Here is a 24420-nt window from a genome sequence, read left to right on the forward strand (position 1 = left end):
CCCGGCAGGGAGGTCCGGGTCACCCCGGCCAAGACAGGGAAGTCGCGGTGTTACAGGAAATGATGCACCGTGGACTTCCGTGTTCCCACCCGGCGCGGCTATCGTGGCGGACGTCGTGGAAACATTCGGCCGCTACGAGCTGCTTCGGAAACTCGCCATCGGCGGCATGGGCGCCGTCTACCTCGCCCGGCAGAAGGGGCCGGTGGGGTTCCAGAAGCTGCTGGTGGTGAAGCGGCTCCTGCCCCACCTGTCCGAGGACGACGAGTTCATCGACATGTTCCTGGATGAGGGGCGCATCGCCGCGCACCTCAACCACCCCAACATCGCGCAGATCTACGACTTGGGAGACGTGGACGGGCAGTACTTCATCGCCATGGAGTACGTGCATGGCGAGGCCGTGGGCCCCCTGGGCGCCCGGGCCCAGCAGCACGGCATCACCATCCCGCTGGGGCTCAAGTGCCGCATCATCGCGGACGCCGCCGCGGGCCTGGACGCGGCCCACAACGCGCGCAGCCCTTCGGGCCGGAAGCTGGCGTTGATCCACCGCGACGTGTCCCCACAGAACGTGCTGGTGGGCTTCAACGGCGGCGTGAAGCTCATCGACTTCGGCGTGGCCAAGGCGTCCGGGAAGCTGTCCCAGACGATTGTCGGCACCATCAAGGGCAAGCACGCGTACATGTCCCCGGAGCAGGCCCGCGGTGAGCCGCTGGACTCGCGCTCGGACGTGTTCGGCCTGGGGACGGTGTTCTACGAGCTGCTGACTCAGCAGCGCCTCTTCAAGCGAGAGACGGAGCTGGCCACGCTCAAGGCGGTGGTGGGCACGAAGATTGTCCCTCCGTCGGAGGTGGTGCCAGAGATTCCCAAGGCGCTGGACGCCATCGTCTTCAAGGCGCTGGCGCGCAAGCGGGACGAGCGCTTCTCCACGGCCGGTGAGCTGCAGCTCGCGTTGGAGGAGTTCCTCCTCACCCAGAAGCTGCACGCGACGACGGCGCACCTGGCGGCCTTCATGCGGGACATGTACGCGGAGGAGCTGGAAGAGGACCGCTTCGCCACCGAGCCCACCGTCATCAACTTCGACCCGCGTCAGGCGGCGAGGGCCCAGTCCCCCCGGCCTCCTGCTCGCGCCAGCGGTGGGTCCTCCCCCGCGGCGGCGCCTGTACCCGCCGGACAGGCGCGGCCCGCCGCCACTGCCCGTCCGCCGGCCGCCGCGCCGGGTGCGAAACCCGCCCCAGCGAAGCGGCCTCCACCGAAGGGCCCCGGCGGACAGGGCGACGGCGGCAAGTAGCCCGCGGACTAGAAGTTCTTTCCGTCCACCTTCATCACCGGCAGGCCGTCCAGCTCGACGCCGTCCAGGCAGCGGACGTTGATGGCGCGCATCTCCTTGCCATCCGGCATCGTGCCCTTCCCGAACGAGCGGACCCCACACGTGCCACAGAACAGGTGGTGGATGCTCTTCTTGCCGAACTGGTAGTCGGTGATGTGCTCGGCCCCCTTCTGGAGGTTGAACTGCTCCGCGGGGGCGAAGCCCAGCAGCATGCCCGTCTTGAGACAGATGGAACAGTTGCAGGACACCAGCGGCTGGCTCAGGTCCAGGCTCACGTCGTAACGGACCAGACCACAGTGGCAACCACCCTCGTAGCGCTTGGATTCGGACATGCGCGCATCCTGCCCCAACGCGCACGGAAAGAGCGGCACGAAACGATGACGCCTGGCGGTGCGGCTACAGGCTGGCCAGCGCCACGCGGTACAGCGCGCGGTAGCCCATGCGCGGCGCGGATTCGAAGCGCTCCGCGTTGAAGATGTCCTTCAGCAGCGCCTGCCCATCCGGCGACGACTGGAGGCTCAGCAACGTGGACTCCAGCGAGGTCACCAGCTGCGGCGGCAGCCCCATGGCCACCGGGACACCGTCGTTGGGGGCCTCGTCGGTGTACGCAATCAGCTCGAAGCGTCGGCCGGCGCCCGCGCCCAGCACGTCCTCCACGCCGGTGGCGAACGTCAGCCCCGTGGACGCAGGCGGACAGAAGACGCTGGTGACGTCCGCCTTGCCGTCCAGCACCGCCTCCAGCGCGCCCTGGTACGAGCCCGCGAAGTGCTGCGCGAAGAAGGCCCGCGTCGGCTCCAGGCCCTGCGTCTTGAGGTAGGCGGTGGGCAGCAGGTAGCCCGCCACCGAATCCCGGTCCACCCACGCGGCGGTGGTGCCCTTCAGCCGCTCCACCGTCAGCCCCGCGCCCGCCCGGCACACCAGGGCGGAGCGGTAGGACGACATGCCCCGGCGAACGCCGCGCACCACCACGCGCACGCCCATGGCTTCCATGCGCGCGCAGACGAAGGGCGGGGCCCAGGCCGCGTCCGCGCGGCCAGAGAGCAAGTCCTTGGCGAGCGTCTCGTAGCTGGACGCGACGCTCACCTCCACCAGCTTGCCCAGCGCGCGCTGGAGGAACGAGGCAAGTCGGTCTGCGCGCTCTCGCGCCGTTTCGCTGCCCAGCGAAGGGGGCAGGCCGAACCGGAAGGAATGCCGGGGCGTCGAGGGGGCTTGCAGGGTCATACGCCCCCCTAACTACCCCTCCCTGCCCAGGCGCGCCACTTCATCGTCGGCCAGGCCGAACGTGGCCTGGAGCATATCCAGGATTCGCTGCTCGGGATGGCTCGGGGCGCCCCCCGCGTGGGCAATCTTGATGGCCAGCCGGAAGGCCTTCACCCGCTGGGCGTGCGTCGTCAGGCCGTGGGCCAGCACATGGAGTCGCTGGGGCAGGCCCTCGGCGGCCAGGGCCGACACGGACTCACTGACGAAGCTCTGCGCGCGCTCGGGGCTGACGTTCTCGAAGAGGGGGTCGGCCGCGAAGCTCTCCACCAGCGCCCGGGCCTCGGCCTCCTGGAGCTTCCCGTCCGCGGCGCTCACCAGCACCATGACCTCCGCGAACAGGCGCTCCAGCGGCTCGCCCAGCGCCTCCGCCAGGCTGCCGCCGTTCTCGATGACGTCGATGATTTGCGCCACCTCGTCCTCGGAGATGCCCAGCGCGGCCTGGAACGTCTTGAGCAGGCCCAGCTCGTCCCGCGTGGCGCGCTGGTCCGCCAGGGCCACCGCCGCCGCCAGCCCGAAGGCCAGCATCCGGTTCTTGTGGTCCGGCAGCCGGCGCCGCAGCGACGCGAGCACGTCCTCCAGATTCTTCGCCTCCGACAGCCGCTCGGCGCTGGTCTCCACCAGGGCGTTGAGCTCGTCCGGGCGGGTGCCCTCGAACTCCGGGCGCTCCAGCACGCGGCTGAGGAGCGTCTGCATCTCCCGCTGCGAGACGCGCCCGTCGGCCATCGCGGCCAGCAGCATCGCCTCCACCAGTGCGCCGTTGCGGTCGTTCCGCGCCTTCACTGCCTGCTCTCGAGCCATGGGCTGGCGCTCCCTTGCGTGTCCTTCGGTTCGGTCGTCGTGGCCCCTTCCTCGCTGGCGTGCAGCGGGTCGGGGTTGAGCGTCTTGTCCAGCAGGTGACTCGGCCGCACGTTCGCCATGGCGTTGAGGACGCTCTGGCGGACGTTGGGAATTTCCTTGCCCAGCTCCTCCATCAGCCGCTGCATCCGCTTGCGCTGGAGGTTCTCCTGCGTGCCACACAAGTCGCACGGGATGATGGGGAAGGCCATCAACTCCGCGAACTTCGCGATGTCCTTCTCCGGCGCGTAGCACAGCGGGCGGATGACCACGTTGCGCCCGTCGTCGCTGCGCAAGAGCGGCGGCATCGCCTTGATGGAGCCGGCGAAGAAGAGGTTGAGCAGCAGCGTATGGATGAGGTCGTCGCGGTGGTGGCCCAGGGCAATCTTGGTGCACCCCAGCTCCACCGCCGCCGTGTAGAGGATGCCGCGCCGCATGCGCGAGCACACCGAGCACTGCGTCTTCCCCGGAGGCGTCTTCTCCAGGACGATGCTGTAGGTGTCCTCCTTCAGCAGCTTGTACGGGTAGCCCTCCCGCTGGAAGTACGCCTCAAGCTTGTCCGCTGGGAAGCCGGGGTGGCCCTGGTCCAGGTTCACCGCCAGCAATTCGAACTTCACGGGAGCGCGACGCTGGAGCTCCCGCAGGAGGTGCAGCATCGTGTAGGAGTCCTTGCCTCCGGACACGCCCACCATGATGCGGTCCCCGTCCTCAATGAGGCGGTGGTCCGCGATGGCTCGGCCCATGTGGCCAAGCAGACTCTTTTCCAGGCGCTGGACGTCGTTCATCGGCGCGGCCATCCTAGCGGCGGCCCGGGAAAAAACACCTCAATCCCAAGGTCCGGTCCGCTAGCCTGCCCCCCGCAATGCCGACCTACCCGCAAGGTGCCGTTGACGTAGTAGATGCCTCAGGTGAAGAGAGCGCGACCCGCACGCTGGAAGCCGCGCGCGAAATCGCCGTGGACCTGGAGGCGGACTCGATGCACGCCTTCCGCGCCCGGCTGTGCTTCCTTCAGCTCGCCACCGACGACCAGGTCTTCCTGTTGGACACGCTCCAGCCGGGCGTGGTGCCGGGCATGCTCGCCCCGCTGATGGCCGACCCGGCGCGCACCAAGTTCTTCCACGCCGCCCAGGGCGACCTCCAGTTCCTCGCCGAGGTGGGCGTCCGGGTGCGGGGCCTCTTCGACACCCACCGGGCGGCCACCCTGCTGGGGTGGCCCAAGGTGGGCCTGGCCGACCTCGCCCGGGAACGGCTGGGCGTGGAGCTGCCGAAGGAGCACCAGCAGTCGGACTTCTCCATCCGCCCCCTGCCCCCGGGCATGAGGGAGTACATCGCCAATGACGTGCGCTACCTGTGCGAGCTGGGCCGCCAGGTGCGCGACGCCTGCCGCGAGGCCGACATCCTGGAGGAGGTCCTCCTGGACTGCGTCCGCCTGTGTGACGAGGCCGCGGCGCGCCCCGACGTGGGCGCGGACTTCAAGCCCAAGCTGCCCCGCGCCGGGCTGAATCCCACGCAGATGACGCTGGCCCACGCCATTGCCCACGCCCTGCACCGCAAGCGGCTGGAGTGGGCGGAGAAGGACAACGTCCCCATGGGGCGGATGCTCTCCAACATGGCGATGGGTGACATCGCGGTGAAGCTGCCCACCAACCCCAAGGAGCTGGCGCGCATGGCCGGCGTGCGGGGCTCCTTCATCCGCACGCACGGGGAGGAGCTCCTGGCCGTGGTGCGCGAACTGCTGGAGAAGTCGCGCCGGGGCGAACTGGCGCCGGAGCGCGAGCCCAAGGGGCCCAAGGACGCCAACAAGCGCAAGCGCGAGGAGGCCCTCAAGGCCTTCCGCGTGGAGAAGGCCACCGAGCGCAAGGTGACGCCCAGCGTGGTGCTGACCAACCCGTTGATGGACGCGCTGGCCTCGCAGCCCCCGAAGGACGTGGAGGCGCTGGCGCAGGTGCCGTACCTCGGCGAGAAGCGGGTGCGGCTGTACGGCCCCGCGCTCCTTGAGCTGCTGGCCGCCTACCCCGTCCTCAACGCCTGAAGTGAAGGGGGGCCGCGACCTGCTCGCGGCCCTGGCGCCAGTCATGGAGAATGTCCGCCCGCGCGCCCCTTCCCGCCGCGGATGGAGATGCTCCCGGTGCGGTGCCGACACTTCATCCTTCCGCTGCTCGTCCTCTGCCTCGGCGCCTGTGCGGGCTCGCGGCCCCAGCCCGCCCCCACTCCGTCCGCCTCCGCTCGCCCCGTCACGCATGCCGTGACGCCCGAGGAGGAGGCCCCCGTCCTCACCCCGCCGGGCCTGCGGCTGTCTCCGGCCGTGCGGCCCGTGCGGCAGACGGTGACGCTGGAGCTGGACCCGCGGCGGGAGATGTTCAGCGGGACGACGGACATCGAAATCGAGCTGCCCCAGGCCACGCACGAGGTGTGGCTGCACGGGGAGGAGCTCTCCGTGAAGGACGCGGCCTTCATCGTGGCGGGCGCACGGGTGAAGACATCCACGCTGCCCCTGGGCGACACGCTCGTCTTCCTCCCACGTGAGGCGGTGGGCCCCGGCACCGTCATCCTGCGCGTGGCGTACACGGGCCGGGCACGTGCCCGGGAGAGCTCGGGCGTCTACCGCGAGCAGGACGCGGGACGCTGGTACACGATGACGCAGTTCCAGCCGATGGCCGCGCGGCGCGCCTTCCCCTGCTTCGACGAACCCGCCTTCAAGATTCCCTGGCGGCTCACCTTGCGCGTACGTGAGGAGGACGGCGCCTTCGCCAATTCACCGGTGGAGGCGGAGACGCACGGCCCGGATGGATGGAAGACGGTGCGCTTCCAGACGACGCCCCCGCTGCCCTCGTACCTGGTCGCCTTCGCAGTGGGCCCCTTCCAGGCCGTGGACGCGGGCGTCGCGGGCCAACACCGCGTGCCGGTGCGGATGCTGGTGCCGCAGGGCCGCGCCGCGGAGACGGCCTGGGCCGCGCAGACCACGCCCCCGCTGCTGGAGGCGTTGGAGTCCTGGTTCGGCACGCCCTACCCCTACGCGAAGCTGGACGTGCTGGCCCTGCCCGGCACGCAGGGTGGCGCCATGGAGCACCCGGGCCTCATCACCTTCAGCGCCCCGCTCATGCTGGGCCCCGTGGAGGGGGACTCCCTGTGGCGCCAGCGCTACTTCGCGCTGACGCAGGCACACGAGCTGGCCCACCAGTGGTTCGGCAACCTCGTGACGCCCGCGTGGTGGGACGACCTCTGGCTCAACGAGTCCTTCGCGGACTGGCTCGCCTACAAAGTCGTGACGCAGTGGAAGCCCGAATGGCGCGGTGACGTGCGCCGCGTGGAGGCGCGGGGTGATGCCCTGGTGGAGGACCGGCTCGTCAGCGCGCGCAGTGTCCGGCAGCCCATCCAAGCGCCGGGAGACATCCACTCCGCCTTCGACGGCATCACCTACAACAAGGGCGCCGCGGTGCTGGCCATGTTCGAGTCCTGGGTGGGCCCCAACGCCTTCCAGCAAGGCGTGCGGCACTACCTGGACACCCACGCGAGGGGCACCGCCACCACCGAGGACTTCTTCGAAGCCCTCACCCAAGCCACCGGCAAGGACGTGGCGCCCGCCTTCTCCTCCTTCCTGGACCAGCCGGGCGCGCCGCGCGTCGCCATGACGCTGGAGTGCCCCAAGGAGGGACCGCCCCGGCTGGCCCTGGAGCAGCGGCGCTATCTCCCTCTGGGCTCGCCGGGCGGACGCGGCGAGGAACAGGCGTGGCAGGTGCCGGTGTGCGTGCGCTACGCCGCCGGGGGCACGGAGGGCCGCGCCTGCACGGTGCTCTCGGAGTCCAAGGGCACGCTGTCCCTGGATGGCGCGAAGGCCTGCCCGGACTGGGTCCACCCCAACGCGGAAGGCCGCGGCTACTACCACGCGCTGCTGCGCGGTGACGCGCTGGAGCGGCTGACGCGGCAGGGAGGCCGGGGGCTCAGCATCGCCGAGCGCCGCGTCCTGCTGGATGACGCCGAGGCCCTGGTGGCCAGCGGCGACCTGGACGTGGCCCAGGCCCTCACACTGGCCACGCGTCTGCTGCGTGCGGACGACCCGGACCTCGTCATGGGCGCGGCGGCCCTGGTCGCCAGCGTTCGGGATGACTTCGTCCCGCGAGCCGCGTGGCCGAACCGGGCGCGCTTCGTCCGTGGCCTCTTTGGCGGTCAGGCTCGCCAGTTGGGCTTCGTGCCGCGCCCGGACGAAAGCGACGACGTGCGCATGCTGCGGCCCCGGCTGGTGTGGATGGTGGCCCAGTCCGGCGAGGACGCCCTCCTGCGAACGGAGGCCCGGAAGCTCGCGCTGCGCTGGCTGGACGACCGGCGCTCCCTGTCCATGGACGCGGCGCAGGGCGTGCTGGGCGCCGCCGCGGTCTCGGGGGATGCCGTCCTCCACCAGCGCATGCTCGAAGCCCTGCGCACCACCACGGAGAGCCGCGAGCGCGACCTGCTCTTCACCGCCCTGGGAGGCTTCCAGGATGCCGCGCTCGCCAGCGCCAGCCGGGCCCTGCTGCTGGCGCCGGACGTGGACACGCGCGAGGCCCTGCCCATCCTCTTCCGGCAGTTGGAGGAGCAGCCCACCCGCGCGGGTGCGTTCGACTTCCTGCGCGAGCACTTCGAGACGCTCCGGGAGCGGTTGCCGCGCGACATCGCGCCCTGGCTGCTGGGCACCGGCGGATTCTTCTGCGACGCCGAACACCGCGCGCGGTTCGCGGCCTTCTTCGCGTCCTACGCGCCCACCTTTGAAGGGGGTGAGCGCGCCCTGGCGCAGGCGCTGGAGCGCGTGGACCTGTGCATCGCCCAGCGCGAAGCCCTGCGCCCCGGCCTGGAACGCTTCCTGCGCCGCTACTGACGTCAGCGTTTGCGCGCGAGCATCATCCCGTCACGCACCGTGAGCAGCACGTGCTCCACGCGAGGGTCCGCCGCCACCTTCGCGTTGAAGTCGACAATCGCATGGTCACTGGGGCCCTCCGGCTGGAGCACCCGGCCCGACCACAGCACGTTGTCCGCGATGATGAGCCCGCCCGGCCGCAGCAGCGGCAACACCGCGTCCCAGTAGGCGGCGTAGCTCGGCTTGTCCGCGTCGATGAACGCCAGGTCGAATGGCCCCTGGAGCGTCTTCAGGGTGTCCAGCGCCGGACCCATGCGCAGGTCGATTTTCCGCCCATGCGGACTGCGCAGGAAGAAGGCGCGCGCCACGTCGGTGGCCTCGGGGTTGATGTCGCAGGTGATGAGCGACCCGTCATCCGGCAGCGCTTCCGCCATCATCAAGGCCGAGTAGCCGGTGAAGGTCCCGATTTCCAACACCCGCCGCGCACCCGTCAGGGCGACCAGCATGCGCAGGAAGGTGCCTTCCACGGACCCGACCTGCATGTTGGGGGAGGACATCCGCGCATACGTGACATCACGGAGTTCATCGAAGAGGGGCGCGGGTGCCGTGGTGTGAGCGTCCGCGTACGCCTCGATTTCGGGAGGAACGAGGGTGAGCTTGGGCATGTCCCATCGATTAGCACGTACCGCGGGGCCCCCCACTTCAGGTTGCCGTCAGACGCCTCGTGCATAACTTTGTCGTCGCTCTGGATGGAGGAGGTCTCGATGCTGGCAGCCAGAATTGGTGGTGCGCACGCGGATGTGTCCCGGTGCATCGCCGCGAGCCTCCAGTGTCAGGTTTCCTGCGAAGAGGGCATGGCCCGCCGGGTCGCCCGAGGGGAGCCGCTGTCCGGCGAAGTGGTACGCCTGCTTCGACAGTGTGCTGAACTGTGCGAACTGAATGCACGCGCGCTCCAGAAGGAGAGCCGGCTCGCCCGGCGCACCGCGAGCCTGTGCTTCGACCTGGCCAACCTGGTTGCCCGGACCGCGTGGCTGGACGCGGAGGACCGCGATTCGTACACGCTCGCGCGGGACGCGCTGCAATTGGCCCGCGCGTGCAGGCCCCTGCTGTTCGCCTGAGTCAGAAGCGCAGGTGCGGACTGAGCACCAGCGTGGGGCCCGCGCCTGTACAGATGTTGTCCGCAGGCTCCTTGTTGATGTCGCAGCGCTGATAGTAGCCACTCAGGGTGACGCCCAGCGGCCCATGGATGCGGACGTCCATGCCGGCCCCCGCGGCCAGTGCGAGATGCGAACCGGTGTACAGGCGCGGAACAAAGGCATCTGTATCGATATTGGTGGAGGTGCTTCGCCCCACGCGAAGCGCCACCCAGGGTGACACACGCCGGTCCCGCAGGAAGCGGTAGCGCGCCTCCGCGGCAATGCCCCGGAAGGCGCCCCAAGGATGCTGTCGGATTTCCATGTTCCCAGGAGGCTTGGCGTCCAGATCCGCGGCAGGGGACGTGTTGAAGGTCCGGCCCCACTGCAACGCGAGGCCGACTTCCAAATCGAGGGGAGTCACCAGGAGCAGGTGGGCGCTCAGGAGCCCGCCTCGATTGGCGCTGTTTCTACCTGCGAAGAGTCCTCCGCCGCCGGAGAGCAAGACGCCCCACCTCGGCGACGACGGTGTCTCTGACCTCGCAATGCCAGGCAGCAACAGGCTGAACAGCAGAACAGACATCATCAGGCGCGCAGACATCAATACCATCCTCACGGGCGCACGCGCCGACCCGAGTGCTGTCGCGAGTATAGTGACCGGCGCAGCCAATAGGCAAACATTCGTGAGGGAGCCCCATGGACGTCCGCCCTCTGGCTGCTCGACTTCTCAATACCGTCGCCCGCGCGCAGTCGCGGGGCGCTCACGCCGCCCGCTGGACGGGAATCTCAGACAGCATCTCGTTGAGCGCGTCGACCTGTTGCTGCTCGTGGCCCGGCTGAGCCTGGACGATGTCGATGGCGCGCTGGAGCACGCGCCGCGCCGCTTCGGGAGCGTCATGTTGGACGTGGAGGCGGGCCAACTCCACGAGCTGCGGCACCAGATATGGGTCCTGCGCTCCCGCCGCCTGCTCCAACCGCACCAGGGACTCCTGGAGCAGTGAATACGCATCCGTGTGGTTGCGCTCCTTCAAATCGAACGCGGAGCTCTGCAGGACGATGGCGCTCGCGAGCCGGTCCTGCTCCTCGTCCGTCGCGGCCAGGGGCGTCGGCGCCTCGTACCCTCGCGCTTTGAGTGTGCTGTCGAGCTCCTCCAGGACCTTACCTCCCAGTTCGGCGGCGAGCGCCGCGGGGTCCGCGAACAGGCTCAGCGCCGGCTCGCGCTCCTCGGGACGCTGCCCCGGAATGCCCGCGACCCGTGCGACGCGCTCCGTCGGAGGTGGATGCGAGTCATAGGCATCCACGGGCCGGGAAAACAGCTCCTCCCGGATGAGCGACTGGAGCACCGGGGGCGTGTTCAGCGCGACCGAGTCCACGGTGCGGAACAGGTCCCGCGTGGGCCGGCCGGCCTCGCGAAGCCGGAGCGCGACGACGATGCCCCGGTCATAGGCGTCGCTGTTCTCCACCACTTTCGACAGCGCCGCGCCGAAGGCGTCGCCGCCGTACGCGAGCGCGGAGACACGGTCCGCGAGCAACTCCCGGCGGCGCCCATGGCCGGCGGTGATGCGCAGGTAGACAAAGAAGTAGGCGCGCAGGAACCAGCCCACCGGATTGAGGTTGCCTCCTCCCATGGAAAAGATGCTCTGGATGACCTGGATGACCTGCGTCTGGATGCGCGAGATGATGGGCGTCAGGCGCGTCTCGCCGTGCGAGAAGTGCCCGTACTCGTGCGCGAGAATGGACTTCAGCTCCGTCACCGTGAGGCCGCGCATCGCACCAAGCCCCAGATGCAGGATGCGCTCGCCACGTCCCATCAGCACACGGAACCGGCCGCCCGCCTCCCGCACGCCAATCCCCGTGCCCGCGTCGACCAGGACGCGGTCCACCTTGCGAGACTTCGCGACGTCCGCCACCTCCTCCAGGGCCCTGAACAAGGCGGGAGCCTCCGAGACGGCGAGCTCACGGCCCTCTTCGCCCTGCTCGGGGCTGGTGAACACGCCGCGAAGGATGGCGAACAAGCCGCCCAGGCCAATCACCCCGATGACGACGAGCAGCTTCACGGGGACGACGGGCATCATGAACACCAGCAGCAACACGCCGCCAGCGATGGCCACCGTCAGCACCAGCATCATCGGCACGGACACGTAGAACAGGAGTGAAGCGAACCACAGGACGGCGGCATAGAGCCGGTCCACCCGGCGCTCCTGGTGCGTCTGCTCCGCGCGCAGCAAGTGGAGATTGTCCGACTGGAGCTGGCCCAATTGCAGCTTCGAGAGCGCGAGCCCCGCGCCCCACGAGAACAGCAGTGCGCCCCCCAGGAACAGCGCCATCCCCAACGGGATCTGCCAGATGCGATGCATCCAGCGCTGCCGCGACACCTCTTCCTCGATGGCGGACATGAACGGGCTGGGCTCCGCTCCCAGCTCCTTCGCACGCTCGACCGCCTCCAGCGCCTCTTCCAGCGCTCCCGTTTCCGCCAATGCCGCACTCAGCGCCATGTGCGACATGGGCGCGTCCGGCGCGAGTTCCACCAACCGTCGCGCGTGTCTCAGCGCGACGAAAACCTGCTGGCGCTTCATGTAGAGCAGCCACAACTGGTGGTGCGCCACGACATCATCGGGCCAGATTTCGAGGGCGGCGTTCAGGAGTTCCTGCGCCTCGACAGGCCGTTCCTTCCGAAGCTTGATGGCCCCCAAGGCGCTCAGGACATCTCCCCGGCGCGGTCCGTCGATTCCCTGTTCCAGGGCGAGCTTCAAGTACCTCTCGGCATCGTCGAGCTGCCCGAGGTTGAAGTAGTACTTTCCCGCGAGCCGGGAGACGCGAGGATTGTCTGCGGCCTCTTTCAGGAGCCGCTCGATGGCTGGCCCTGCATCGGCGGGAGACGCGCTCTGCGCGACCTCGAACGCCGAGTCATAGACAGTCTCGAGTTCCTCACTAAATGGGAAGAGTTCGGGCGCCTTCTGCTCCGTGCCGGGAGCCTGGAAGGCGAAGAACAGGGCCAGTACGAGCGCGTGCATGCAACCCCCGATGATGTTTCGCGTTCTAGCACGACGGGCAACAGCGCCACCGATGCCCCTCCCGGACTCGATGCGCGGCCAGCGTCATGCACATGGGGCGCGAGAGGACTGATTCTTCTCCCGCGCCCCGGTATCACGTTCCAGCGGTCAAGATGACGCCGGGATTACAGGTCCAGCAGACGCGCCTGGAAGCCGCTGCTCCCCGTCGCCGTGAGCAACACCAGTTGATCGTTGTGGACGAAGACCCGCTGGGCCTTGCCCGGGTAGTACGCCGCCGAGAGGATGTCGAACTGGTGGTTGAGCACCCGAAGCTGCGTCCTGTCTCCCACCGTGTCGATGAGGTAGAGCCGCTCACCGTGGAAGGCGATGTCCACGAACGACAGGCCGATGCTGGTGCGGTACGTCAGGTCCGCCGTGTTGAAGAGGAGGCCACTCCCCGTCACGACCGCGGAGCCATCCGGCCACAGCCGCAGCGGCGCCCTCAGGTTGTAGGCACCATGGTAGGGCGAGTCGATTTCAGCGCCCAGCGTGCCCGCCTCCATGTCCACCTGCACCCGGTTCAGGTCCTGTGGCGAGACGCCGCTATCGGCGAAGTAGATGGTGTTGTTCGCCTCCGAAAACAGCAGGTTCACCGCCGTATCCCGCCAGTCCACCGCTGCGACCCGCGCCCCCGTGGACCGCTGATAGAGCGCGTGCGTATCCCAGGCCCCGGAACCATCGATGGTGAACAGGAAGCGGTCAGCCACCACCATGTTCGACACCGACTCAGGCGCCGCGGCGAAGAAGCGCCCCGCGCCGCCCTCCGTCGGAGCGAAGGCGTCAATGCGTCCCCCTGTGTAGGACAGGTACGTGGCCTGACCATCCGGAGCGACCGCCATCGCGGTCACATCCCCCGTACCGATGTAGGCGGGCAGGAAGCTCCGGGACGACAGATCGAACCGCCGGATCTGATCCGCATTGCCGTCCAGGAAGTGGATGACGCCATCATGCGTCAGCGTTGCATCCTGGTAGGCGAAGGCAAACGCGGCCCCGCCCAGCACCACGCCAGCATCCGGGTCCACGCCGCCATCACTGCCACCATCCGGAGTGGGCTCACCGGTCTCCAGTTCGCCCGTGATGTCGATGCCACCGTTGGTCGTACCCGGGCAGTTGGTGGGGTTGCGATGCAGCACGAGGCTCGCCGAAACCACCTCCCCTGCCACGACATCGACCTGGGAACTACCCGCGTAGACCTCCAACATGGACGCGTTGTACGCAACCACCCGCACGGTCCGGCTCGTGCCCGCGGGCACTTCTGACACCTGCCCCCGGATGGCCGTGCCGTCCACTTGAAGCGGAACAGGCCCGATGACCGACATGCCCAGGCCGGAAACAACGGCATCGGCGGACACGACGCCGCAGACATCCCCCGCCAGGGAGATTTCCATTCGGACGGATTCGGTTTCACCTGCGTTCTCGGACGGTCCCTCGCTGTTGCACGCCGCCACCAGCGCACAGGCCGCCCACATCAGCCCAACTCGACTCGGAATTCTCATGAATGTTCCCCCTCCGCGCGGGTCCACTACGACAAGTGCGGTTCCCGTGCCATGCGTTGCAAACGTGGACTCGGAACTCCCGAGCCCACGGCCACGCAATGACGGCAGACCCTGCAAAGCCTGACACACCCACTGAATTCGCGGCGACCGCCGATGCGCTGGGGCGCAAGAAAGCGTGTCACGCATTAGCGATGGGTTACGACGACCTCATGCATTCCTTGATGCAAGGCCACTGCGGACATTGCCCATGCACGTCTATGAATGCGATTCGCGTCACAACCCCTGGCACATGCCTGTCTGCGGCAGGAGCCCCCCTGAGCCATCGCTCCTCCCGCCGCTACAGTCGCTTCGAACGGCGGCGGACACTGAAACGGCGACGCCACGGCCCGCTCCGGCAAGAGCGGGCACGTCTGGTGTGCCCATACCGGCCTATTCCCACTGCTTCGCGATGTCCTTCTGAGTCGGCTGCGCAGGCGGCGGAACGTAATAGCGCGCCGGGTGGTAATCCCTGTCCGACCAGGTCACCTTCTTCCCGAACTCGCCCACCGCGCCGCGAACCTGGCCGACCGGATACTGACGCTCACGCCCGTCCGTGAAGGCCTCGGCGACGCGCCCATCCTTGAAGACGGCCCGGTAGATGAGCGTCTCCTCATGGCACCGGATGCCCGTGTAGATGGGCTCGTAGCGGACACCGTCGGCACGGAGCAGGTGGTACTCCAGCTTGTTGTACTTCTGGTTGGGCTCGAAGCGCCCCTTGCTGCACCGGGCCACCACCTCGGAGACTTCCTTCAGGAACGCCCGCGAATTGGCCGCCGCTTCCGGAATCAGCCCCGGGGAATGCGTGGGATTCATCCTCGCGATGGCCGCGTCGATGCTCTCATTGAGCAGCTTCGCCAGCGTCGGACTCGAGATGTTCCCTGGCTCCGCGGGTGGCGACAGGTACGGGGTCAAGAAGAAGTAGACGCCCACGCCGATGGCACCCGCGCCCCAGCCCAGCAGCATTGTTTTTCCAGGTTTGATTTGCATCCCCCTTTACAGTGTTGCTCCTCAGCTATCACAGAACGGACAGCCCAGGTACGAGGCGGCATGAATGCCACCTCCTGACTGACGCACGCTCTCTCAACCTCTCAAAGCGAGACACCGTAGAGCGCGCCGTACTTCTCCTTCAGGTACGCCAGGAAGTCCGTGTCGGTGAGCCCCTGCCCCGTCACCTGCTTCACGCGCTCCTCCGCGGAGTGGCGGAAGCCATGCTGGTGCACATGCGTGCGCAGCCAGTCACGCAGGGGCAGCAACTCACCCCGGCCCAGGTGCTCCTCCAACTCCGGCAGGTCGCGCTTCGCGGCGCGGTAGAGCGACGCCGCGTACAGGTTGCCCAGCGAATACGTGGGAAAGTAGCCCAGCTCGCCCCAGGCCCAGTGGATGTCCTGGAGCACGCCTTGCGTGTCATCCGGCGGAGTGACGCCCAGGTACTTCTCCATGCGTGCGTTCCACGCGGCGGGCAGGTCCTCCACCGGCAGCTCGTCGCGCACCAGCAGCAGCTCCAACTCGTAGCGCAGCGCGATGTGCAGGTTGTACGTCACCTCGTCCGACTCGATGCGGATGAGCGACGGCCCCACCGCATTCACCGCGGCGTGGAAGGTCTCCACGTCGGTGCCGGACAGCGCCTCCGGGAAGGCGGCGCGCAGCACGGGGAAGTAGTGCCGCCAGAACGGCAGGCCGCGGCCCACCATGTTCTCCCACAGGCGTGACTGCGACTCGTGCAGTCCCATGGAAGGCGCGGCGGCCAGTGGTGTGCGGTAGAGCTCGGGAGCGAAGCCCTGCTCATACAGGCCGTGGCCGGCTTCGTGGATGGTGCTGAAGATGGACGGGAACGGCGTGGCCGTGTCCACGTGCGTGGTGAGCCGCACGTCCAAGGGGTGCGTGCCCCCGGTGAAGGGGTGGATGCTCAGGTCCTGCCGGCCCGCGTCCAGGTCGAACCCGATGTCCTTCAACAACCGCAGGGTGAAGGCCCACTGCGCGTCCTTGTCGTAGTGACGGCCCATCAGGAAGGGCGCCACCGGCCGGCTCACCGCGGTGAGCTTGCCCACCATGGGGATGAGGTGCTCGCGCAGCGCCGACAGGACCGGCGTCAGGCGCGCCACGCGCATGCCTGGCTCATGACCTTCCAGCAGCGCGTCATAACGCTCCCCGTCATGGCCATACGCGTCCGCCTGCTCCCGGCGCAGCGACAGCAGGCGATGGAGCGCGGGCTGGAAGACGGTGAAGCGCCTTGCCTGCCGGGCTTCCCGCCAGGCATGGATGGCGTCGCTGATGGCTCCCGCGAGCGCCCGTACCAGGGGCGCGGGGACGCGCACCTCCCGCTCCCGCTCCCGCGTCAGCACCGTCACCATGGCCCGGGCGTCGTCGGACAGGTCCGCCTGAGCGGCGGCCTGGGCCAGGGCGTCCCCAAGCCGGGGGTCCACCAGGCGCTCGTGGTGCAGCCCCTGCAGGGTGGAGAGCTGATGGGAGCGGGCGGGGCCGGCCTTGGCGGGCAGGTACGTCTCCATGTCCCACGTGGCCAGGCCGATGAGGCCCTGAAGGTCGCGAAGCTCCTGCATCCGGGTCAGCAGCCAGGTATCCATGCCCGGATTCATAGCCCGCTTCGCGGCGCACTATCGCGAAAGACGCACTCGGGAGTATGAGGGCTGCGCGATGGCCAACGTCATTCAGTTCTTCATGTCCCCCGACGACGAACTCGCCTTCTTCCGCTTCCTGGAGCGCTTCGTCCTGGAGGTGTACCCCCGGCGCGTCCCACAGGATTGGGAGACCTTCCGCGCGAACACGGAGAACCTGGAGCGGCTGCCCCCAGAGGACCTCTACATGGTGGCCTCCGAGCTGGGCGCGGCCATCGTCGACAAGGTGAAGCGGGGCCCGGACAAGGGCTACTGGCGCATCGACGAGGTGCGCTCGCCCGTCATCTTCATGGAGCGCTGCCGCCCCAACGAAGAGGGCGAGCTGCTCAGCGGCAAGATGTGGGCGGAGCTGGACATCACCGCGCAGACGGGCCGGAAGAACGCGGCGCCCGACAAGTTCCGGAGCCTGTTCCTCGAGGTCGAGGAGTACATCAAGAAGACGTACCGCAAGGGCGATCCCAAGGGCTTCTTCGTGGGCCCCAAGACGGCGCGGCTCTGCAAGGAAGGGCTCGTGCTGCGCGACTCCGCCTTCCGCGGCGGCACGGTGTCTCCCTACAAGTAGCCGCGGCGCCTCAGGGCAGGGCCACGGGCAGGGTGAAGGAGAAGGTGCTCCCCTGCCCTTCGTGGCTCTCCACGTTGAGCGTCCCGCCGTGCGCGGCCACCAGACTCCAGGCGATGCTCAGCCCCAGCCCCGTGCCGCGTCCCGGTGAATGGCTGGCCCGCCAGAAGCGCTCGAAGAGGTGCGGCGCGTCCTCGGCGGGGATGCCGGGTCCGGAGTCCTTCACGAAGACGCCCACCTTCGCCCCCTCCACCAGGCGGGCCTGCACCTCAATGGCGCCGCCGGGGGGCGTGAACTTGATGGCGTTGCTCACCAGGTTGGCCAGCACCTGGAGGATGCGCTCGCGGTCGGCGAGCACCGGCGGCAGCTCTGGCGCCAGCGCCACCGTCAGGACCTGCCCCTTCTCCAGCGCGAGCGGCCGGAGCACCTCCAGCGCCTGCGCCAGCAAGGCGTCCACTGGAAGGGGCTGGAGCGTCAGGGGAATGGGCATGCCGCGCAGGCGCGCCCGGTCCAGCAGGTTGCCGATGAGGCTGCTCATCTGCTGCTCGGCGAGGACGATGTTCTCCAGGTAGCGGCGCCGGCGGTGCTCCTTCTCCGGTGCCGTGCCCGCATTCAGAATCATCTCCGCGTTCATCCGCACCGCGAGCAGCGGCGTCTTGATGTCATGGGAGACGACGGTGAGCAGCTCGTCGCGCCAGCGCACGGCCTCCTGGGCCTGAAAGAACAGCGCCTCCGCGCGCTCACGCAGGCGAACTTCGCGGCGCAGGACATGCTCCTTCGCCAGGGCCACGGCCAGAAGGTTCGCCACCGCGTCCAGCAGCGACAGCCCGTCCTCCCCCAGCCCCACCGACTCCACGTGGAGCACGCCCAGGACACCTTCCTTCGCCACCAGCGGCAGGGTGACCGTCCCGGGAACCCGGGCCGGTCCCGTCTTGAACACGCCCTCGATGGCGTCACGCCCTGGCGGGGTTACGCGCTCCAGGCCCACGAGGTACGCGTACGCGGCGGCGGCATGCGCCACGGCCTGGGACGGAGGGGACTCCATGCCCACGGACGAATGCCACGCCACCAGACAGGGCCGCTCCGGAACGGGCACTCCGGACGCATCCACCCCCTCCATCAGGAGCGCGACGCGGACCGGCAGCCATCGGGAAAGGCGGTCCACCAGCGAGGGAAAGCTGGCCGCGACGCCATCGGAAGCGCAGAGCAGCTGGCCGACCTCATGGAGCCGCGCCAGATGGCGGCGGGCCTGCCCCTGCTTTCGCCAGGCGCGACGGGGCCACCGGCGGGAGGCTGGGACGTCCGGGCGGGCGGAGTCATCCCCCGCTGGGCTGCGCGGCGCCTTCACCGGGGGTGCCTCGTCCCTTCCACCGCCGGGCGTTCCACGGCCAGCAGCTCCTCACGGAGCGCGGCGGAGAGGACCTCGCCCGTCAGCGCCCCGAGGACGCGCAGCCACTCCTCGACCAGGACCACCAGCGACTCCTCCAGCCGCTCCGGGTCCAATTCAGCCACGACCGGATGCAGCCCCTCGAAGCGAAGCCCCTCCGACGTGACGGCGAGCGCCGACAAGTGCGGATGGGCCTGGACCACCCGCTGGAGCACCCGCTCCAGGATGACCACCAGGGTGACCTCCCCCAGGGCCGAACGGCCACGGCGCCACAGCGCCTGGAAGCCACGCTCGAACAAGTCCAACAGCGCGGGAGGAGATGGGTGCGGCAGCTGGCGTTGACGCCAGGCACGCACGACCTCGTGAGGTGGAAGGTGCCGCTCTGACATGCAGTGGGCCGGCTGCGGTGCGTCGCGAAAAAGCCCCCGTCGCTTAATGAAGCCCCTGGCGAAAGTCCACTCGCCCAGGGGCTGATACAACCCGGCCGGCGGGCCTCAGCCGCCCGAGGCCACGGTGGTGGCCTGCCGCAACTGCGGGGCCTCCGAGACGAACTTCAGCTCCGGGTGCTTGTCCTCGGCGTGCTGGAGCGCCCAGTCATCCCGGAAGAGCACCAGGGGCAATCCGTCCCGGTCCTGCACCGTCTGACGGTTGCCTTCCCAGTCGAACGCCTTCGGGTCGAAGTTGGCGCCCACCACCCAGCGCGCATGGCTGAAGGGCAGCCGGTCGAGTGCGATCTTCGCGCCGTACTCGTGCTCCAGGCGGTACTGGAGGACCTCGAACTGGAGCGCGCCTACCACGCCGACGATGGGGTCCTTCATGCCCATCTGCAGCTGCTGGAAGATTTGCACCGTGCCCTCCTCGGAGAGCTGCTCCAGGCCCTTCTCCATCTGCTTGCGGCGGAGCGGATCCCGGCTGCGGACGACGGCGAAGAACTCCGGACTGAAGCGCGGCACGCCCTCGAACTCCACGCCGGTGCCCTCCGCCAGCGTGTCGCCGATGCGGTACAGCCCCGGGTCGAACAGGCCGATGACGTCCCCAGGCCACGCGTCCTCGATGGAGGTGCGCTCGGCGGCCATGAACTGGCTCGGCTTGGCCAGACGGACGTCCTTGCCCAGGCGCGAGTGGAAGGCGCTCATGCCCTTCACGTACCGGCCGCTCACCACGCGCATGAAGGCGATGCGGTCGCGGTGCGCGGGGTCCATGTTCGCCTGAATCTTGAAGACGAAGCCGGCGAACTTCGGGTGGGTGGGCTCGCGCGGCCCCTGCGTCGTCAGGCGCGACGTGGGCGCGGGGGCCAGGTCCAGGAAGGCATCCAGGAACGGGCGCACGCCGAAGTTGGTCATCGCGCTGCCGAAGAACATGGGCGTGAGCTGCCCCGCATCGCTCTTCTCGCGGGTGAACTCGTCGCCGCCGATGTCCAGCAGCTCGATCTCCTCGTGCAGCTTCGCCAGCTCCGTCTCGGTGAGGACCGTCTTGATTTCGTCCGAGTCGATGGAGACCGAGCGCTCGCTCACCTCGGACTCACCGTGGGAACCCTCGGTGGAGAAGACGTGGACGACGCGGGCCTGCCGGTCATAGACGCCGCGGAAGTCCGGGCCCATGCCGATGGGCCAGTTCATCGGATAGGAGCGGATGCCGAGCACCTGCTCCAGCTCGTTCATCAACTCCAACGGCTCGCGGCCGTAGCGGTCCAGCTTGTTGACGAAGGTGAAGATGGGGATGCCCCGCAGGCGGCAGACCTTGAAGAGCTTCTTGGTCTGCGGCTCCACGCCCTTGGCGGCGTCGATGAGCATCACCGCCGCGTCCGCCGCGGCCAGGGTGCGGTAGGTGTCCTCGGAGAAGTCCTGGTGGCCCGGCGTGTCCAGCAGGTTCACCGAGTGGTCGCGGTAGCTGAACTGGAGGACGGACGAGGTGACGGAGATGCCGCGCTCCTTCTCCAGCTCCATCCAGTCGGACGTGGCATGCCGCCGCGCCCGCTTGGCCTTCACACTTCCGGCCAGATGGATGGCGCCGCCGTAGAGCAGCAGCTTCTCGGTGAGGGTCGTCTTGCCCGCGTCGGGGTGGGAGATGATCGCGAAGGTGCGCCGCCGGGCGACCTCCCTTTGGAGCTCGTTCGTCATGACCCGGGGCCAACTATCACGGGCGGTGTTTCCTTGCAGCTTGCAAGCGGCGCTTGCCGGCCGGTCGGGGGCCCATGCAAGGCTGCCGACCCACACCTACCTTCGGAGACCGAATGAAGCGCACCCAGCATTCCACTGGAACCCCGTGGGAGCCCCAAGTGGGCTACTCGCGCGCCGTGCGTGTGGGCCCCTTCGTCTCCGTGTCCGGGACGACGGCCACCGATGCCCAGGGAAACATCGTGGGCGTGGGGGACGCCTACCTGCAGGCCCGGCAGACGCTCCAGAACATCCAATCCGCCCTGGAGGCCCTGGGCGCCCGGCTGGAGGACGTGGTGCGCACGCGCATGTACGTCGTGGACATCCAGCAGTGGGAAGCGGTCGGCCGGGCGCATGGCGAGTTCTTCGCCCACATCCGCCCCGCCACGTCGATGGTGGAGGTCAGCCGCCTCATCTCCCCCGAAATCCTGGTGGAGATTGAAGCGGACGCTGTCGTCGCGGACGACCGCTGAAGGCGCGCTCCACAGTCCCTCAACACTTCTCCCGCATCGTGGGCCCCTCAACTCAGCAGGGGGTACCCACGTGTCGAGCCTCAGCAAGTCGTTCAAGAAGGCGGTGAAGAAGGTCAAGAAGACGGCGAAGAAGGCGGGTAACACGGTGGTGGACACCGCCAACAAGGCGGCCGATACCGTCACAGGGACTGCCGGCACGGTCTCCAACCAGGTGAGCCGCGAGGCCGAGCAGCTCGCCCGGGAAGTGGACACACTCACTCGCGACACCGCGAAGCTGGCGGAGCAGGCGTATGCGGAGTCCCTGGCTGCTGGGGAAGCCGCGTGGAACGAGGTGGTGGAGCTGTCCACCCGCTTCCTCACGGACGCGCTGAGCGACGTCGCCGAGGCGCTGGCCGAGGACGTCTACCGCAAGCACCTGGCCCTCCTCGAGAACATGGCCGAGACGGGCTACGCGCTGCTGACGAATCCCACCCGCCGCAAGGAGGTGGACTTCCTCGTGGGCCAGTCCTCCCAGAAGAAGAAGGACGAGGACACGAACAAGACGGTCAGCTCGCTGTCTCAGGACGAGTCGGTCCAGCGCACCGGTAACGAGGCCCGGAGCAAGGGGCTCGGAACCCTCTCCATCGGCAGCGGTGGCGGCGGGACCTTCGGCGCGGGCCTCGAGGGCAGCGTCGGCGTCGCCTTCGACCACCCGGGGCAGACGCAACTCCGGGGCTTCTTCGGCATCGGGGGCGTCGCGGGCATCACCAAGGGTGTGTCGATGACCTTCCAGTTTGGCGTGTGGGCCGACATGCCCTCCAAGCTCGCCGGCCCCGTGCTCGCGGTCAGCCTCGGCGCCAGCGCCGGCAAGTTTTGCGGTAGCACCCAGGTCATCTTCAAGATGCCCGTCACCGAGAAGGAATGGACGGCCTTCGCCACGAGTGGCAGGCTCGACCTCGCGGGCCTCGTCATGTGCCTCGGCGCGGAAGTCAGCACCTTCGCAGAAGACGGCGTGAGCGCCACTGTCGGCTGCGGCTACACCTGGGTGTACTGAGCGACAGCGCTGACACGACGAGACCCACCTGGGGACCGTGTCCATGAACCCATCGGCGCGCATCCTGGTCGTTGAGGACGACGCCCCCATCGCCGCGGGCATCGTTCGTGGATTGAAGCTCGCCGGCTTCCAGGTGGTGCTCGCCACGGATGGCGTGCTCGCGCTCGAGATGGCCGAGCGCGAGCACCCCGACCTGGTGGTGTTGGACCTCAACCTGCCCGGACAGGACGGCTTCGAGTTGCTGGAAGCCTGGCGCTTCCGGCTCCGTGTCCCCGTCATCGTCCTCACCGCGAGACAGGAACTGGAGGCCCGGCTGCGCTCCTTCGGCCTGGGGGCGGTGGACTACCTCCCCAAGCCCTTCTGGATGGAGGAGCTGGTCGCCCGCATCCGCGCGCGCCTCCTTCTCCAGGAGGAGCGCCCGCGACGCGTGCTGCACTGGGACGACGTGAGCCTGGACCTCGACGCACGCGAGGCGAGCCGCGAAGGCACCGGCGCCCTGCCCTTCACGCGCCACGAGTTCGACGTGCTCGCCTATCTCGCGGAGCGCCCGGGACGGGCCCTGACACGCGCCCAGATTGCCCAGCACGCGCTGCCGCCCAGCGAGGAGCGCGATGACCGGACCGTGGACTCTCACATCGCGCGCATCCGCAAGAAGCTGGGGCCGGCGGGCGCGCGCATCCAGACGTCCTGGGGAATTGGCTACCGGTTCGTCCCCGACGAGGAGCCACGGTGAGGCTTCGCAATCGCCTGGCCCAGCGCATCCTCGTGGCCTCGGCGCTCCTGGGCCTGCTGGGCACGCTGGGCGCGTCCGTCCTCGCGATTGTCCTGGGCGTGGATGCCGCGCTGACGCATGGCGTACGGATGTCCGCCGCGCTCGTGCTTGCGCCCCAGGCTTCGGAGTGCCGGACGACGCAGGGATGGCACTTCCGGAGCCCGGACGGTGTGGAGGTGGAGGCGTATGACCTTGCCCAGGTAGGGGCGGGCTCGCCCGGCGCACGTCCGGACCCCAGGCTTCTCGCACGGCTCGCGCAAGGCGAGCGTGAGCCCTCCATCTTCTACCTCCCGCTCTTCCGTCCGGACTCCGCGTGGGCGGGGGCCTCGCTGCTGAAGCTCGCGGAGTCCGGTCCCTGCAGCCTCCTGGAGTTCCGCTGGCCGCGCATGCGCGAGCGCGCCACGGTGGGCTCGTGGGTCCTCGTGTCCGCCGTCCTCTTCACGATGCTCGCGGCGACGCTGTCCACCTTCGCCGTCGTCCACCCCCTTCTCCAGCGCCTCCGCCGTCTGCACCGGGCGGCGGGAATGCTCGGGGCGACCCGGTATCACTCCGCGGCGGATGGCCAGGACGATGAGCTGGGCGAGCTGTCACGGGTGCTCGACACCACCCATGCCCGTGTCCAGGAGGACGCCACCCGCATCGAGGCCCAGAAACACGCGTTGGAGCGACACCTGGCGGACGTCGCGCACGATTTGAAGACACCCATCGCCTCGCTCCAATTGTCGCTGGAGCTGGCCTCGACGACACCCACCGAGCCGACCGCGGCGCTCCTCCGCCAGGGCATCGAGGACACCGTCTACCTCACCTCCCTGGTGGACAACCTCCACCTCGCCTGCCAGCTCGGAGAGGGCATCGACCCGACGGCGGGCGACCCGCGCGTGGAGCTGGGGCAGACCGTGGAGCGCGTGGTGCGCAGGCTCCAGCAGCTCGCGCGGCTGCTTGGGCTGACCGTGGAGTGCTCTCGACCCGACGAGGCGCTCTGGGTGCGCTGCAATCCCACGATGCTGGAGCAGGCCCTGGGCAACCTGCTCCACAACGCCGTCACGCATGGTGAGGCGGGGGGCCACGTCGTGGCTGTCCTGGAGGATACGGAACCCGGACGCTTCCGGCTCACCGTGCTCGACGACGGCCCAGGACTCTCTGCGGAGGAGCTCGAGCGCCTGGGCGAACGCGGGTTCCGCACGCAGGCCACGCGGCGGCGAGCGACCCGGGGCAGCGGGCTTGGCCTGTCCATCGTCCGCGAGCTGTGCCACCGCGTCGGCTTCTCACTCGCCTTCGCGCCCAACCCGCCGCGCGGCCTGAAGGTCGTCATTGAAGGACCTCGCGCCTCCGCGAGCGAGCCGGGCTGAGCGCCTCGGTCGTGAGAGCGGGCTGCAAGTCGGCCGCCCGCCGAGCCCGGTGCCACGGCGCGACCTGAGCGACAGGGGTGGCCATCGT

22 protein-coding genes are annotated in these 24420 nt (G+C 68.9%); 9 read left to right on the forward strand and 13 right to left on the reverse strand.

The genetic code is table 11. The features are described from left to right. Positions 1 to 79: 79 nt before the first annotated feature. Positions 80 to 1285 carry a serine/threonine protein kinase gene (locus tag BHS09_RS30655; RefSeq protein ID WP_140799787.1) on the forward strand — a complete coding sequence of 402 codons (1206 nt, stop codon included), beginning with the start codon at positions 80 to 82 and terminating at the stop codon, positions 1283 to 1285. A gap of 8 nt (positions 1286 to 1293) precedes the next feature. Here the strand turns inward: BHS09_RS30655 and BHS09_RS30660 are convergent, their stop codons facing one another. From BHS09_RS30660 to ttcA, 4 genes are all read right to left on the reverse strand, one after another. After that, positions 1294 to 1656: a GFA family protein gene (locus tag BHS09_RS30660; RefSeq protein ID WP_174258939.1), complete on the reverse strand. Its 363-nt coding sequence runs from the start codon at positions 1654 to 1656 to the stop codon at positions 1294 to 1296. Positions 1657 to 1720: 64 nt separating this feature from the next. Further along, positions 1721 to 2545, reverse strand: coding sequence for a phosphate/phosphite/phosphonate ABC transporter substrate-binding protein (locus tag BHS09_RS30665; RefSeq protein WP_140794965.1), 825 nt, complete (start codon positions 2543 to 2545; stop codon positions 1721 to 1723). A gap of 12 nt (positions 2546 to 2557) precedes the next feature. Next, a complete protein-coding gene (locus tag BHS09_RS30670) occupies positions 2558 to 3382 on the reverse strand; it encodes a TerB family tellurite resistance protein (RefSeq protein ID WP_140794966.1) in 825 nt (274 codons plus the stop codon). Further along, positions 3361 to 4215 carry a tRNA 2-thiocytidine(32) synthetase TtcA gene (gene ttcA, locus BHS09_RS30675; RefSeq protein ID WP_011555929.1) on the reverse strand — a complete coding sequence of 285 codons (855 nt, stop codon included), beginning with the start codon at positions 4213 to 4215 and terminating at the stop codon, positions 3361 to 3363. Before ttcA ends, BHS09_RS30670 begins: the two co-directional genes overlap by 22 nt. Positions 4216 to 4280: 65 nt before the next feature. On the opposite strand from ttcA, the gene BHS09_RS30680 reads away from it, so the two are divergent. Further along, on the forward strand, positions 4281 to 5450 hold the full coding sequence (locus tag BHS09_RS30680; RefSeq protein ID WP_140794967.1) for a ribonuclease D: 1170 nt from the start codon (positions 4281 to 4283) through the stop codon (positions 5448 to 5450). An 87-nt stretch (positions 5451 to 5537) separates the two neighbouring features. Further along, complete coding sequence (locus tag BHS09_RS30685) at positions 5538 to 8270, forward strand: M1 family metallopeptidase (RefSeq protein WP_237079916.1); 2733 nt, start codon at positions 5538 to 5540, stop codon at positions 8268 to 8270. 2 nt (positions 8271 to 8272) lie between these two features. Here BHS09_RS30685 and BHS09_RS30690 read toward each other — a convergent pair whose 3' ends face one another. Beyond that, entirely contained in the window at positions 8273 to 8914 is a 642-nt protein-coding gene (locus tag BHS09_RS30690) for an O-methyltransferase (protein WP_140799789.1), read from the reverse strand. A gap of 99 nt (positions 8915 to 9013) precedes the next feature. Here BHS09_RS30690 and BHS09_RS30695 point away from each other — a divergent pair, with 99 nt between their 5' ends. Further along, positions 9014 to 9367 carry a four-helix bundle copper-binding protein gene (locus BHS09_RS30695; protein WP_225888113.1) on the forward strand — a complete coding sequence of 118 codons (354 nt, stop codon included), beginning with the start codon at positions 9014 to 9016 and terminating at the stop codon, positions 9365 to 9367. Position 9368: 1 nt separating this feature from the next. Here the strand turns inward: BHS09_RS30695 and BHS09_RS30700 are convergent, their stop codons facing one another. The 5 genes from BHS09_RS30700 to BHS09_RS30720 form a co-directional block, all read right to left on the reverse strand. Beyond that, complete coding sequence (locus BHS09_RS30700) at positions 9369 to 9707, reverse strand: hypothetical protein (RefSeq protein WP_140799790.1); 339 nt, start codon at positions 9705 to 9707, stop codon at positions 9369 to 9371. Positions 9708 to 10143: 436 nt separating this feature from the next. Beyond that, on the reverse strand, positions 10144 to 12396 hold the full coding sequence (locus BHS09_RS30705) for a M48 family metallopeptidase (protein ID WP_140799791.1): 2253 nt from the start codon (positions 12394 to 12396) through the stop codon (positions 10144 to 10146). Positions 12397 to 12560: 164 nt separating this feature from the next. After that, on the reverse strand, positions 12561 to 13823 hold the full coding sequence (locus BHS09_RS30710) for an NHL repeat-containing protein (RefSeq protein WP_237079917.1): 1263 nt from the start codon (positions 13821 to 13823) through the stop codon (positions 12561 to 12563). A 537-nt stretch (positions 13824 to 14360) separates the two neighbouring features. Further along, positions 14361 to 14933 (reverse strand): hypothetical protein, encoded by a 573-nt coding sequence (locus BHS09_RS30715; RefSeq protein ID WP_140799793.1) that lies wholly within the window; start codon positions 14931 to 14933, stop codon positions 14361 to 14363. A gap of 125 nt (positions 14934 to 15058) precedes the next feature. After that, the gene (locus BHS09_RS30720; protein WP_237077597.1) at positions 15059 to 16552 is read right to left on the reverse strand and encodes a carboxypeptidase M32; all 1494 of its coding nucleotides are present in this window, start codon (positions 16550 to 16552) and stop codon (positions 15059 to 15061) included. 70 nt (positions 16553 to 16622) lie between these two features. Here BHS09_RS30720 and BHS09_RS30725 point away from each other — a divergent pair, with 70 nt between their 5' ends. Beyond that, positions 16623 to 17165: a hypothetical protein gene (locus BHS09_RS30725; protein WP_174258940.1), complete on the forward strand. Its 543-nt coding sequence runs from the start codon at positions 16623 to 16625 to the stop codon at positions 17163 to 17165. A 10-nt stretch (positions 17166 to 17175) separates the two neighbouring features. Here the strand turns inward: BHS09_RS30725 and BHS09_RS30730 are convergent, their stop codons facing one another. The 3 genes from BHS09_RS30730 to BHS09_RS30740 form a co-directional block, all read right to left on the reverse strand. Next, positions 17176 to 18510, reverse strand: coding sequence for a sensor histidine kinase (locus BHS09_RS30730; RefSeq protein ID WP_140794975.1), 1335 nt, complete (start codon positions 18508 to 18510; stop codon positions 17176 to 17178). Beyond that, positions 18507 to 18905: a hypothetical protein gene (locus tag BHS09_RS30735; RefSeq protein WP_237078485.1), complete on the reverse strand. Its 399-nt coding sequence runs from the start codon at positions 18903 to 18905 to the stop codon at positions 18507 to 18509. Before BHS09_RS30735 ends, BHS09_RS30730 begins: the two co-directional genes overlap by 4 nt. 138 nt (positions 18906 to 19043) lie before the next feature. Further along, a complete protein-coding gene (locus BHS09_RS30740) occupies positions 19044 to 20669 on the reverse strand; it encodes a peptide chain release factor 3 (RefSeq protein ID WP_140799794.1) in 1626 nt (541 codons plus the stop codon). A gap of 113 nt (positions 20670 to 20782) precedes the next feature. Between BHS09_RS30740 and BHS09_RS30745 the strand changes: the two genes are divergently transcribed. From BHS09_RS30745 to BHS09_RS30760, 4 genes are all read left to right on the forward strand, one after another. Then, positions 20783 to 21178, forward strand: coding sequence for a RidA family protein (locus tag BHS09_RS30745; RefSeq protein ID WP_140794978.1), 396 nt, complete (start codon positions 20783 to 20785; stop codon positions 21176 to 21178). A gap of 70 nt (positions 21179 to 21248) precedes the next feature. Next, a complete protein-coding gene (locus tag BHS09_RS30750; protein ID WP_140799795.1) occupies positions 21249 to 22211 on the forward strand; it encodes a hypothetical protein in 963 nt (320 codons plus the stop codon). 43 nt (positions 22212 to 22254) lie between these two features. Next, on the forward strand, positions 22255 to 22944 hold the full coding sequence (locus BHS09_RS30755) for a response regulator transcription factor (RefSeq protein ID WP_043613108.1): 690 nt from the start codon (positions 22255 to 22257) through the stop codon (positions 22942 to 22944). Beyond that, a complete protein-coding gene (locus tag BHS09_RS30760) occupies positions 22941 to 24332 on the forward strand; it encodes a sensor histidine kinase (protein ID WP_140794980.1) in 1392 nt (463 codons plus the stop codon). Before BHS09_RS30755 ends, BHS09_RS30760 begins: the two co-directional genes overlap by 4 nt. Positions 24333 to 24420: the final 88 nt, after the last annotated feature.

Source organism: Myxococcus xanthus (assembly GCF_006402735.1).
Taxonomy (GTDB): Bacteria; Myxococcota; Myxococcia; order Myxococcales; family Myxococcaceae; genus Myxococcus; species Myxococcus xanthus_A.